6 protein-coding genes are annotated in these 14,249 nt (G+C 39.5%); 4 read left to right on the top strand and 2 right to left on the bottom strand.

Annotated elements, in window-relative coordinates:
• Nucleotides 1-65 precede the first annotated feature (65 nt).
• The 4 genes from G4P69_RS07955 (at nucleotide 66) to asnB (ending at nucleotide 9,134) form a co-directional block, all read left to right on the top strand.
• On the top strand, nucleotides 66-1,508 hold the full coding sequence (locus tag G4P69_RS07955; protein ID WP_208344461.1) for an NHLP bacteriocin system secretion protein: 1,443 nt from the start codon (nucleotides 66-68) through the stop codon (nucleotides 1,506-1,508).
• A gap of 27 nt (nucleotides 1,509-1,535) precedes the next feature.
• Nucleotides 1,536-3,788: an NHLP family bacteriocin export ABC transporter peptidase/permease/ATPase subunit gene (locus tag G4P69_RS07950; RefSeq protein ID WP_208344460.1), complete on the top strand. Its 2,253-nt coding sequence runs from the start codon at nucleotides 1,536-1,538 to the stop codon at nucleotides 3,786-3,788.
• 7 nt (nucleotides 3,789-3,795) lie between these two features.
• Entirely contained in the window at nucleotides 3,796-6,696 is a 2,901-nt protein-coding gene (locus tag G4P69_RS07945; RefSeq protein ID WP_208344459.1) for an NHLP bacteriocin export ABC transporter permease/ATPase subunit, read from the top strand.
• A 569-nt stretch (nucleotides 6,697-7,265) separates the two neighbouring features.
• Nucleotides 7,266-9,134: an asparagine synthase (glutamine-hydrolyzing) gene (asnB, locus tag G4P69_RS07940; RefSeq protein WP_208344458.1), complete on the top strand. Its 1,869-nt coding sequence runs from the start codon at nucleotides 7,266-7,268 to the stop codon at nucleotides 9,132-9,134.
• A 17-nt stretch (nucleotides 9,135-9,151) separates the two neighbouring features.
• Here asnB and G4P69_RS07935 read toward each other — a convergent pair whose 3' ends face one another.
• Nucleotides 9,152-11,764 (bottom strand): CHAT domain-containing protein, encoded by a 2,613-nt coding sequence (locus tag G4P69_RS07935; protein ID WP_243902907.1) that lies wholly within the window; start codon nucleotides 11,762-11,764, stop codon nucleotides 9,152-9,154.
• Complete coding sequence (locus tag G4P69_RS07930; protein WP_208349164.1) at nucleotides 11,757-14,153, bottom strand: two-partner secretion domain-containing protein; 2,397 nt, start codon at nucleotides 14,151-14,153, stop codon at nucleotides 11,757-11,759. The genes G4P69_RS07935 and G4P69_RS07930 overlap by 8 nt, the downstream gene beginning before the upstream one ends.
• Between the last annotated feature and the right edge of the window lie 96 nt (nucleotides 14,154-14,249).

Genomic DNA, 14,249 nt, shown 5'->3' with positions numbered 1-14,249 from the left:
GGTGTGAATTGATAAATTGTTAAAGCTTATCATTAATTTTCAGTTGTTTTTATGTGTTAAGTCAAATGTTAAGTCAACAGCAAAAAATTTTCCGCAAAGAGTCTGTAGAGCGTTTAGCTTCGCCGGAAAGACTTGATCAATTAATGCAAGTTGTTAATCCTAAAAGCTGGTTACCGCTTGCTGGTATGAGTTCAATTCTGACAACTGCTTTTGTTTGGAGTATTTACGGTCGGATTCCTGTCACCCTCGATGGTCAAGGAGTACTAATTTACCCTCACAAAGTTCTGCCAGTTCAGTCAAAAAGTTCAGGTCAATTAGTTGCTCTCAATGTCAAAGTTGGGGATGTTATAAAAAAGGGAGATACACTAGCAATACTTGACCAACCTGATCTACGCAAACAGCTAGAGCTAGCAAATGCTAAGTTGGTACAGCTAAAAAACCAAAACCGTAATGCTACTTTGCTACAACAGGAACGCCAAGATTTAGATAAGAGGACATTATCTTTACAGCGGCAGAATTTACAGCAAAATCTTGAGACTGTCCAGAGTATAACACCTCTGATTCGAGAGAAAGGACTAGTATCAATTCAACGGGATCGCATCAATTTGAAGGAACGCTTGTATACTATCAGACAGTTGCTTCCTACTCTAAAAAAAAGATGGAAGATTCGGGAAATGTTATTTGCTCAGGGAGCAGTTTCTGATGATGTTGTTCTGCAATCACGACAAGAATATTTAGATGGGCTAGCGAAAGTAGATGACGCTGAATCTCAATTGAAGCAATTAGATTTTAAAGAAGCAGATGCTCAACGACAGTATTTACAAAGTTTAAACTCCATTAAAGATTTTCAAGCTCAATTGAGAGATTTAGATAGTAAAAAAGCAACTGTAGAGCAACAAGATTTACAAACTATTACAACTAGAAACAACGAAATTAAAGATCTTGAACGAGAAATTGCAAAATTAAATCAGCAATTAAACGATAATAGCAAAATTATTAGTCAATCTTCCGGACGGATTTTAGAAATCGCTGCTGTTCCTGGACAAATTTTAAATCCAGGAAGCCGTATTGTAACAATAGAAACAGAAGATCCATCTCAGCGACTGGTTGCTGTTACATACTTCTCTATTGCAGACGGGAAGAAAATTCAACCAGGGATGGATATTCAAATTACACCCCAAATCATTAAACGCGAACGGTTTGGTGGCATACTAGGTACTGTAACGAATGTCTCAAGGTTTCCAATTACAAAAGAAGCTGCTGCTCAAGAAGTAGGTAATTCCGATATTGTAGAAAATTTGGCATCTCGCCAAGAGGGGTTGATCCAAATAACCTCTAACATGGAGGTAGATCACAAGACTTTTAGTGGTTACAAGTGGTCATCTTCTAAAGGTCCGCATGTAGAGCTTTCTCCTGGAACTACCACAACAGTTCGTGTCAAACTCGAAGAACGAGCACCTATTACTTTTGTTCTACCAATTTTAAGGGAAGTTACTGGTATTTATTGATCTTTATTATAGGTAAAAGGGAATGCTGTGGTTTCTACAAGTTTCGCAACCAATTTTTTATCCTCCCCTCTCAACCGCTTAAAAAAATTCCTACCAAATCGCGGAAACTACGTAAAAACGCCTACAGTATTGCAAATAGAATCAGTAGAGTGTGGTGCTGCGGCTCTAGGTATTATTCTAGCTTATTATGGCTGCTTCATCCCTTTGCTTGAACTGCGTCAAGCCTGTGGCGTTTCTCGTGATGGGAGTAAAGCATCTAATGTTTTAAAAGCAGCCAGAGCATATGGTTTAGAAGCAAAAGGCTTTAAGCGGGATCTAGAACGATTACAAGAATTAAGCCCTCCATATATAGTATTTTGGAATTTCAACCACTTTTTAGTTGTAAATGGCTTTCGCGGGGAGCAGGTTTATCTTAATGACCCTGCAAGTGGTTCTCGACAAGTATCGAGACAGGAATTTGATGAAGGGTACACAGGTGTGGTACTGGTTATGGAGCCTGGTGAGGGTTTTAAGCGACAAAACCGCAAAACCAGTATGGTCAGTTCATTATGGGAGCGGATGCAAAGTTCTGCTGGAGCTTTAGTTTACTGTATCCTAGCAGGATTTTTATTGGCAATTGTTGGACTGATCATACCTGTATTTAGCCAGATTTTTGTAGATGATATTCTCATTCAGGGTCGCCAAGTCTGGTTAAATCCATTACTAGTAGTGATGGTAATTACTGTACTCCTTCAAGGAATATTAACTTTGCTGCAATTGTACTACTTGCGTCGTCTTAAACTCAAATTATCGATCGCAATGTCTAGTCGTTTTTTGTGGCATATCCTACGGTTACCTGCTCAGTTTTACGCACAACGTTTTCCAGGAGAGATTAGCGATCGCAATCAGCTCAATGACCACGTTGCAGAAATACTTTCAGGACGATTAGCAACTACTGCCATCGATTCAGTTATGGTGGTGTTTTATGGTATAGTCATGTTTCAGTATGACTGGTTATTAACATGCATTTTAATAAGTTTTCTTGGTATAAATGTCTTATCTTTACAATTTTTTGGAAGTCAACGTGCAGACACCAGTCAGCGTCTGTCATTAGAATTTGGTAAATTGAGTGGTACAACAATTGCGACGATTCAAAGTATAGAAACAATAAAAGCTTCTGGATTAGAGTCTGACTCCTTTACTCGCTGGGCAGGATATTATGCTAGAACTATCAATTCCCATCAAGAATTGGAAGTTATAAATCGTCTTGTGTCTGTATTGCCATCACTGTTGTCATCTTTAGGAACGATGTTGCTTCTTGTTGTTGGTGGATTGCGAGTAATGGACGGACACCTTAGCATCGGTATGTTAATTGCTTTTCAAGGTTTAACACACAATTTTATCGAGCCAGTTGGTAATCTCATCAGTTTTGGTTCAATGCTGCAAGAATTGCAAGGTAACTTGGCTCGTCTCGATGATGTCTTGTGCAATCCAATTGATCCACAAATAGAAGAAAAAGAAAGCAAACAACACTCTTCAGATAACTTCAACAGACACAAATTACAAGGCTACATAGAGTTAAGAAATATTACTTTTGGATATAGTCAAGTAGAACCACCTTTGATTGAAAACTTTAATCTTTCGATCAAACCCGGACAACGTATAGCATTAGTTGGTGGTAGTGGTTCTGGTAAATCAACAATTGCTAAATTAATTAGTGGACTCTATGAACCTTGGTCTGGAGAAATTCTCTTTGACGGTCATCCTAGAAACGAGATTCCACAGCAGATATTGACAAATTCCATTGCTGTGGTTGAACAAGACATCTTGCTTTTTGGTGGTACGGTAAGAGAAAACCTCACTTTGTGGGACAGTACTGTACCAGAAAAGAATTTGGTGCAAGCATGTAAAGATGCGACCATTCATGATGTTGTGCAGTCATTAACTGGTGGTTATGATGGCGAACTTATAGAGGGTGCTGCTAACTTAAGCGGAGGTCAACGACAACGGTTGGAAATTGCCCGTGCTTTAGTGAATAACCCCTCGATTCTTGTGATGGATGAAGCAACTAGCGCTTTAGATGCAGAAGCGGAAAAGCTAGTTGACCAAAATTTGCGACAGCGAGGATGTACTTGCGTGATTGTAGCACATCGGCTAAGTACTATTCGAGATTGTGATGAAATCATTGTGCTTGAACGTGGCAAAGTTGTACAAAGAGGTATTCATCAGGAATTGTGGCAAGTTGATGGAGTCTACTCTCGGTTAATCCGTACAGAGGGTGAAGCAATTTCAGAAGGATAAACTATATATGTTAAATCAAGATAATAATAAAGATTTTCAAGGAAAAATATATCAATTACAAGGGAATGAGCCACTTCTGCTGGATAAACCACAAATGGTTTGGGTGATACAGTCTGGTGCTGTAGCATTATTTGCTGTAGAAGTTAAAGATGGAGCAATTATTGGCTCTCGGAGTTACTTGTTTAGTTGCGCTTCAGGAGAAGCTCTGTTTGGTGTTGCTCCACACAGTAATAGTCAAAATCGTAGTATTTTAGCTGTACCTATCGAACAGACAGAACTCTTGCTTTTGCATCCAGAATGTTGTATTGAATTGGTCAAAAGTGGTAATACTAAGGCGATCGCTTTAATAGATGATTGGGTACAAAAGCTTGGTAACACTCTTTCCCATACAAATAAACCTGCAATTCAGGTACAAGCTGAGGGAGAATCAAGACTTTCTCTAATTGAGAATCAAACGCTCCAACCAAAAGCTGGTCATAACTGTTGGATACACATTCAGCAAGGGTCAGTTTCTTTGATGGGATTAGCGGAATTGACCGTAACTTCTGAAACTGACTTTTTTCCTTTAAGCGATCGCATGTGGTTAAAAGCAAATGGTACAGTTCAGCTTATCACACAAACAACACTCTCACTTCACGATCCCAGTATTCTTTTAACAGGATTGTCCGAGCTTCATAGCAAACTTCTAGATTACACAAATCTTCTCAACCAACAACAAGCTCAAGAAGAACGCCAACGCTTGCAGATCCAGGAACGACTAAATCGACAGGTAACTGTAGAAGCACTCGGAGAACTAGCATCAACTTTAAATGCTAAAGATGCCAACTTGTTCATGGAGGGTGTACCTTTATTAGTTGTTGCTGGTGCAGTAGGCAGATCGCTTGGTATTACGATCAACCCTCCTGCTCGTTCAGAGAATCTTGAGCGAGTTAAGGAACCACTAGAAGCTATTGCTCGATCCTCAAAACTGAGAATTAGAAAAGTCTTATTAAGAGATAAATGGTGGCAGAAAAATTCTGGCCCTTTAGTAGCTTATACTTTACAAGATAAGCAACCAGTAGCACTTTTGCCGATTTCTCCTACTCGATACGAACTGTTTGACCCTATTAAACAAACTCGGACTCCAGTAGATGATCGGATCGCTGATACACTCGACCCCTTCGCCTATATATTCTGTCAATCTTTACCGGATAAAGCCCTTAAGGCTTTAGGACTAATAGGTTTTGCTTTTAAAGATACTGTTCGAGATTTATTGATAACATTATTATGTGGTATTGTCATTAGCGTATTAGGAATGTTAACTCCGCAAGCAACTACTATCTTGCTGGATCACGCTATTCCTGATAGTGATAGAGGATTAGTATTACAAGTCGGTGTGGGATTGTTCGTTGCTGCTGTGGGTGCAGCAGTATTCCAAATAGCTCAAAGCTTGTCACTGCTGCGGGTGGAAACAAAAACAGAAACTTTGATGCAACCAGCTGTTTGGAGTCGTTTATTGAATCTCCCAGTTTCTTTTTTTCGCAAGTACACTATGGGGGATTTACTATCAAGGGTTTTAGCAATTACCGCAATTTCACGTGAACTTAGTGGTACAACTGTTGTCAGTTTTATTAGTGGTTTATTTGCTGTACTCTACTTAGTACTCCTTATAAATTACAGTCTGCAATTATCTTTTGTTCCTATAGTTACAGCTTTGGTAACAGCTGCGGTCACGATTCTCTCGACTGTATTCCTATTTCAGGCAATTACTCCTTTACTAGAATTACAAGGAGATATCAATGGCTTAACCGTACAGATGATCAATGGAGTGTCTAAGTTGAGACTTGCAGGTGCTGAGGGGCGAGCTTTTGCAACTTGGAGCAAAAGGTATACTCAACAAATGAAACTGACCCTTAAATCTCAGAATATTGTAGATTGGGTGAGATTCTTCAATACTATAATACCAACAATTAGTTCTGGTGCCATGTTTTGGTTAGTACTTCAATTGATGCATGCGAATCAGACTGCAATGACTGTTGGTACTTTTTTGGCATTCCAAACGGCATCAGGTACATTTATACATGGTGTTTCAGGAGTAAGCAATACAGTTAGTGGAACCTTGCGTGTTATCCCTCAATTCCAACGAATGAAACCCATTTTAGCAGGAAAACCAGAAGTAGAGATGTCTACCACAGACCCAGGTAGGCTTATTGGTAGAATAACTGTAGACCACGTTATATTCCGCTATCGTAGTGATGGACCACTCATTCTAGATGACGTAAGTCTGCATGCAGAGCCAGGGGAATTCATCGCCCTTGTAGGGGGTTCTGGAAGCGGGAAATCAACTATATTTCGTTTGTTACTAGGATTTGAAACTCCACAAGCAGGTGCCATTTACTATGATGGTCAAGACTTATCAGGTGTGGATATTGATGCGGTACGCAGACAATTAGGCGTTGTTTTACAAAACGGACGGCTCATGTCAGCATCTATTTTTGATAATATTGCTGGTGGTGCGCAAGTTACATTGAATGAAGCATGGGAAGCAGCGTGGATGTCTGGATTGGCTGATGATATTGCCAATATGCCTATGGAGATGCATACAGTGATTAGTGAAGGTGGTAGTAATATTTCTGGAGGACAGCGTCAACGTCTTTTAATTGCACGCGCACTGGTCTTAAAACCCCGAATTTTGTTGTTTGATGAAGCAACCAGTGCTTTGGATAACAAAACTCAGGCAATTGTAAGCCAAAGCTTAGATCAATTGCAAGTTACCAGAGTGGTGATCGCCCACCGATTAAGTACTATTCGTAATGCTGACCGAATCTATGTTCTTAATAAAGGTCAAATTCTACAGCAAGGAAAGTTTGAGGAACTCGCTAATCAAGAGGGATTATTTGCTCAGTTAATGGCGCGCCAAATGGCGTAAGTTTAACAACAAAAATTTATCATCATCTCGCTCCAATGCATGCGGAACATCCCAATTTTCTACAGAAGCTTGATAGCCCTCACCCCTACCCCTCTCCCAAGTTTGGGAGAGGGGAAAAATGTTGCTAGTTCCCCTTCTCCCATTTATGGGAGAAGGGGTTAGGGGATGAGGGCTGTCAATGTTTTTGCATATTTGGGATGCTCATAACCACTTGGTGCAGAATACAAAAACTGCAAAATTTATATCACCAAAAATCACCAATAACCTAAAGAAGTTATTACACAACAAGAATATTTCTGATTTAGATTAGTATAAGTGGCTAGGTGATTTCCGAGAAAAAAATACCTGGAGAGTGCGAGTTTCGGCTTCGCTCAACTCACGATCCCTCAGTTGGTTGAGCGAAGTCGAAACCAACGGCGGTGATCACCTTAAATAAGTTAGGGCTTTCGCATTAGAGCGCTTTCCAGTTCCACTACCGTCTTTTTTACAAGACTAGGAAGCTCCCTATTTTTAATGCATAAGCTCATAAATTTGTACAGTATGTAAGTCTTATCAAACAAAAATTTATTATGTGTGGATTAGCTGGCTTTCTTAACTTAGAAGAAAATAAGCACCAGAAAAACGAGCGCCTAAATATTTTGAAGCGGATGAGTACACAATTGTCTCTTCGTGGTCCTGATGATGAGCAATTATTTGACTCAGAGCGGTTATCTTTAGTATTTAGACGCTTATCAATTATAGATGTTTTGGGTGGACAGCAGCCAATATGGAACAGCGAGCAAACAATGTTTGTAGCGGTGAATGGCGAAATTTATAATTACAAAGAACTACGCTCGAAGTTAGAATCTAAATACTATTTTAGCTCTCATTCCGATGCCGAGGTGGTTTTACACTTGTATACAGAAGGGGGTTTAGATGCTCTCAATCAGTTAAATGGAATGTATGCGATCGCTATTTGGGATGCTCGGAAGTCAGAATTATGTTTAGTACGCGATCGCTTAGGTATCAAGCCATTATACTATTGTCAAGTCGGTTCGCAATTAGTATTTGGTTCTACATTAGCATCCTTGCTAGTACATCCTGATGTTACTAACATTCCCCAATGGCAAGATTTAACAAATTTAAGTGCATTTAGCTCCTATGTAAAAGGAATCAAAAGATTACCCGGCGGATATTATCTGACTGTCAACACAGAAGAGAATGTAATAAGACAAGATTGCTATTGGAAACTGAGCAACTATTTTGTTAACTCATCTGTTGATGACTGTCGTTCACCTCAAGACTACGTTGATGAGTATCGCTCTCTGTTTGCTGACAGTGTGAAGAAACAACTGATGAGTGATGTACCTGTGGGAGCTTTCTTGAGTGGTGGTCTTGATTCCAGTGCTATTGTTGCTGCTGCAAGTAAACATACAAAGGATTTACATTGTTTTACGGTTGTATCAGATTATTCCATTTCCGTAGGAGATGCAAAAGCCGCTCAAAGTCTTTGCGAGCATTTGAATCTACCTTTTCATCCTGTCTGGTTTGACCCTGAAAGAATTTTAGAGGTCATGAATTTCTCTTTAGAAAAATTTGAATATTTTATTTGGTTAATAGATAGTCCAAACTTTGAGATAGAATGGGTATTAAAGCATGAACTCCACCGCTATGTTAAAACTTTGATACCTGAGTTGAAAGTAATTTTGTTAGGACAAGGTTCTGATGAATTTGCTGGGGGTTATTCAACTCCTGAAGATTTGCCACAGTCTAACTGGAATGCTTTTAGCAGTAACATGATGAAAATGGAGCAAGAAGTAAATAGCTCCAAACAACAGACCAACTTAAAAGATGGATCATATCTTTTTGATATATTAGGCAATGAGTCTATATCTTTTCCAGAAGAGTGTACTTTTTTCCAAAGAGAAATGCTACGACGGGTATTGACGCTACAAAGATATAATCTTTGGCACGAAGACAGAAGCTCTTCCGGTCAAGGAATCGAATCTCGTGTTCCCTTTTTGGATCATCGTCTAGTAGAATATTTAGCTGCTATTCCACCCAGTATGCAAGAAATTCTCTTTTGGGATAAGAAAATTATCCGAGAAATGTCAAGAGAATGGTTACCAGATGATTTAGCTTACCGAAAAAAATCTTATGCAGCCGATCCAGCTAGTTGGATGAAAACCAAACATAAAATTTTAGTGAACATTTTTGACGATTTTTACAACAAATATCAACATCTAAAATCTTTCCAGAACTTTCCTCTAAGTTCTAAGATAGCAAAGTGGTTTAAAGAAGCTAATACAGAAGATGCGCAGGGAATTCATACGATAAATAAATTATTAAATACTATTGCTATGATAGTATTTAATAACCTGTGTTTAAATCGAGAAATAGGGATTGATATAAGTAAGTTTAAAGGGCAATCACCTCTAGAAGAAATTCATAACTTTTAGCTTATGAGGCAAGAAAATTAAAGCCAATTACCCAAAAGAATGTAAGACGCCCAAAAGCGAGGATGCCTATAATTAGAAGAGTTTAAAATTTCAACTTGAGCGCGACGCAAAGCTTCTGCTTTATTTACACGATTTTTAGCTAACTCTCGATAAAACCGACTCATCAAGACGGCGTTAGATTCGTCGTCTATGTTCCACAACGAAGCAAGTGTACTGCGTGCATTGGCTCGCAATGCTACCCCAGCTAGTCCTAGAACTGCTCGTTTATCTCCTGCTGCTGTTTGACAAGCACTAAGCACAAGTAATTCAATCGCATTAGGATTATTTGGCTCTCTACTTTCAAGTAGATTACTTAGCTCATTAACTTTTATAGGTTTATCCCACGCTAGAATAAAATTCTGGTCTGGGTTGGAGCTAAACTGACCGTGAGTTGCCAGATGAACAACTGAAAATGGCAATGCTCTAATTTTACTTTGGAGAGCTGAACTAGTAAAATCTTGATTGAGTAAGAGAGTGCTTGGTGCTTCGGATTTGATTTGGTTTAATTCTTTTGATACATTCGTTAGTGCAGAGTATCCTGAGCGTGCTTCAGTCAATCCACCAGCCAAAATCCTTAAAGTCGAATCTTTTATGGGCTTGGGTTTTAGTAGAGCTAAAGCTGGAGTGATAGCAATACTATATTTTTCGACAAGATATTGTTTACCATCATGAAGGGCTGCTATGGGAATATTCCGTAACGAGCCATCTAAAAAGAAAACAATAGTTTGAATCTTATTCCGGGCTAGGTCTGTCTGAGCTGGTTGAACTAACCAATTATAGACTACTTGAGACAAAGCTTTACCCTCTGGTGCAGTGTAGGGTTTTTCCAGAGTTTGCCGCAACCTCTCTAGTATATCTTCAACTTGCTTCTGAGGTATATATGTTACGTAGTGTAACAAATCTTTTTGCTGAGGCAATTTAACCATCACCTCTATCCTATTTGGTAAAATGATAGGAGAAATAAAAGCTGCTGTTAGATTTGTTTTGTCAAGAACTTGGTCAAGAAGTATGGGTTGGGAAGATAAACAGGCAGTTTGAAAGAAGTTATCTAGTTCAGCCAGTTGTAAAGATTCTATAACTAGACGAGCTTGGACTAGGTTTTGTTGACTGGGTTGAGAATTATCTGCTGGGGATAATAGCAAATCTACAAGTTCGCGATATACTGGCTCTACTTGATCTCTAAAGTTAAATTGAATATCTGGATTGATGGCAACTAAATCATTACGCAAGGATTTTAAGGTATTGTATGCTTCAGTGTAAGAGGCGATCGCGGCTTTTCTATTTCTCTGAGCTTTATACAACCGTCCTAATTGCCATTGCCATTGATACGCAACATCTAGTGCATTAATTGCTTGGGCTTTGAGTAAGGCTTGCTGGGTTAACTGTTGCGCACTATTCCACTGCTGGGTTTGTTCATAAATCCCTCCCAAAGAACCAAGGGCGTACGCTTCTGCTCGGTGATCTCCTATACTTTTAGCTTGTTGCACAGATGTCGCTAACAGTTGAGCGATCTCATTCCAAGAGGGAGAATTTTGTGGTTCTAACTGTTTGAATTCTTTTAGACTTTGGGCAAAGTCAATCTTTGCATATATTGTTTCATGGCTGGGAGGCAAGTGAGCAATCTGAGACTGGATTTGTGGTAAGAAATCTCTTACAAATGATAATTGCTGGTTTTCCAGCAATAAATTTAGTTGACTTAGTTGTGATTTAAGCTTAGTGTTTGGGTTGGTAGATGTAGCAGCAGATCTTTGGTAGAGCTTTAATGCTGTTTGCGGATCTTGCTGAACTTGAGCTAAGTTACCTAAACTTTGTAAAGCATCACTTACGTCTGAAGGAGATCCCAATTGTTGCGCGATCGCTAAGCTTTGCTGCAAAACTTTTTTAGATTGGTCTAGATCTCCAACCACTCTCAGTACATTACCCAAATTCCTTAATCCAGCTGCTTTTAAGACTGAATCTGGTTGGTGTTGCAAATTTTGATTAATTTGGGTTAACTGTGCTAAAGCATTGCGGTTAAGTCCTAAAGCTTGCATCGCTTGCGCTTGGTTAATTTGATTGCGGATTCTTCCAGAAGAATCTCTAGCTTGAGTGTAAGCACTAGTAGCTTTTTCCCAAGTCTGTAGAGCTTGCTCTGGTTTACCCTGACGCATTTCTAGCAGTCCTTGGGTGTTTAGTATTTGAGCTTGAACTTGTGCGTAATCTTTTGAGTTCCTCGTTTTTCCTTGTGTTTCTAATAGCTTCACACCCTCAATTACCGCCTGACTTGCCTTATCCCACAAACCTAGTCTCTGATAGACCAATGAAATATGACTTAGAGTCATAGCTGTCTTGAGATCATCTCTTTGAGCTTTAAAAATTTTAACTGCTTGCTCTAAAACTTTAACTGCATCAAAGAGTTTTCCTTCTTCATAAAGAATTTTACCCTGTTGTACCAGATTGTTCGTGCTAGCTGAGTCAGGTGATAAAGTTGAAATTGTTGAGATTGCAGTAGGAGATTTTGCCAAGACAGAAGGTAAACCTACAGTGCATAAAAACCCGGTCACAAATGTAAGTATGAGTTGAATGAGCCGATTCCGAAACATTTTATTCATGACAAGCAGCAGAAGTAATACGGGGTTTTTGAGATGTAACTGTAGGTGCACTAGCAGTGAGTACCACATCACCATGCTCATCAATTACCCACCCTTGAGCTTCAATGAGCGAGTCTGATACGAAGGTAGTATTTTTTGCAGGCGTAGAATCAGTATAGTGTTTATTTGGATCATAATTTTTAGGCGATCGCTCAGCAGCAGTAAAGGTCAATTGACCCCAATCTTCAAGCAGACTCTCACTACTGAGAGCTTCTCTAGGAGTTGGTGGTAATCCTCCTTGTCCTATAACAGTAAACCTACTTTCTCCATTTACAAGATGACTTCCATTAACTGAACAGCCTTGAGCAATTAGCTTGCTCACATCAACTAACTGCGTTGGAAGTTTAACCAACCCATAAGTGGGGTCAGTATTTGCCTGTGCTTTGATTTGCACAATACCAGATAGACTTGGATTTCCACCTATTTCAGGGTCACCACCAATAGCAGTAATTTTACTATCATTTGAAACAAGTATTCCATCCGTGTTGATCATTACCTTACCACCAAAGCTGTTTCTTGCATTAGAAGTGATAAAGCTGTTACCTACTAATATCAAATTGTTACTTTCAATACTTACGCTACCACCGCGAAATTGACTAGCATCAATAGCACTGGTAACTATCTGACCATTGTTTCTTAGCAATAAAGTCCCTGCTTTAATAGCAATACTACCTCCTGATGTTCTAGGAGAGGCTGTTGTGATAGAACCATTGTTCAGCAACAGTTTTCCCGTGTTGATGATAACATTTCCTGGATTTCCATCCGCTTCTGACGAAGCAACCAAACGAGCACGATCGCTTATCGATAACACTTTGCTGTCGATTGTAATAGTTCCTGCATTACCCATGCCTTGATCAGCAGCGACTTGAGCAAATACATCACTGCCTTTTCCACTAAAGGTTACACTATCACTAGCTTTGATAGTTACATTGCCTGCATTCCCCCGTCCAAAAGTTGCAGTAACTAATTGACCGGTATTACCCGCTTGAACATCTTTTGGCACACCAGTTACAGTCACAGATTTTGCTGTAATATTGATGTCTCCAGCCCTACCTATAGCCCCTTGTTCTAACCTGCTGAGTACAAAACCTCCATCAAACGTAACCGCACCCTGAGCATTAATATTTACATTACCTGCATTTCCTTGCGATTGAGGAAATACATTGGTTACAAGAAACGCCTTGTTAGTTAACAATAATGAACCAGTGTTAATATTGATATCACCACCCTTCCCCATACTTCCAGGTATTAAGCTAGTTACTTCACTATTGTCAACAAAGACGCTATCACGAGCATTGATATTCACTTTACCTCCATTACCTCGCCCAGCTGCAGTAGCATCTAATGCTGAGTTATCACTTAAAGACAATGAGCCAGCTGTTACGTTAATATTCCCACTATTCCCATCGGAGTTAGCAACGTCTTCAATTCTGCTTCCTTTGATAGTAATATTCCCCGTTGCATTCAGTGTAATATCTCCGGCTTGGTTGCCAACGGCTCCCAAATTGCTTGATATTCCACCAGTCAGAAGGCTAGCTCCAGAAATATCTATGTTACGTGCATTGATTGAAATACTACCACCACTACTATCAAGCACGTTCACACCAGATTTGTTAATTAAGGAAACATCAGAAGGTATGACATTGTTGGGAAAAACGAAATTCCCATTCTCTTGAAAGGTCACTGTCCCTGGCTCACTTAAACCTCCCAATTGAACACGACCCCCTGGCGCTTGTAATAAACCACCATCTAATTGGACATTACCACCGAGCAGCGCCAAAGTTTTTCCTGGCTTGACTCCCAAACCAACAAAGTTATCAAAGCTACCACCTGCACCATCCAATCCTAAGGACTGACCTTGTCCTTTCACAACGATGTTTCCTGACTTATAGCCAAATTGTAAACCAATGGGAACATTTACTGTTAACAGTGGGTTGCTTTGAGGAGTCGTTGCACTAAACTGAGTTCCATCAGCAAATATAAGGCTCTGTGCTGTACTTGCAGTAAATGAACCCCCTATATTCAAAGAGGCATTAGGACCAAACACAATTCCACTAGGATTGAGTAAAAATAGGTTAGCTGTTCCATTTGCTTTAATCACACCATCAATGTTTGAGATAGCCCCACCTGTTACGCGAGTCAAGATATTGCCAATGGTAGAACTATTATTGAAGTATGCGGTGTTGCCACCAGGAACAGAAAATGTTGTAAAACTATGAAATAAATTATTTCCACGCTGAGTCCCTCCCTCAATTAGGCTTGTGGAACCTTGGAGAGTGACTGTGGAATTATTGCTTAAGGTATTATCAGGTTTTATTTGTGCTAGGGCATAGTTTTCAAAAGAAGTCATTGCGAGAGCTAAAAAGGTAAGGCAGGTGAGTTTCCTACCCCATATCTTTGAGCTTTGATATATTTGTTTCATTTGAGAACTAGCCTTCTTTATGAT

The sequence above is a fragment of the Aetokthonos hydrillicola CCALA 1050 genome (genome assembly GCF_017591665.1).
Lineage (GTDB): Bacteria > Cyanobacteriota > Cyanobacteriia > Cyanobacteriales > Nostocaceae > Aetokthonos > Aetokthonos hydrillicola.
The sequence above is the reverse complement of the archived record's forward strand: the minus strand, read 5'-3'. Positions and strand labels throughout refer to the sequence as shown.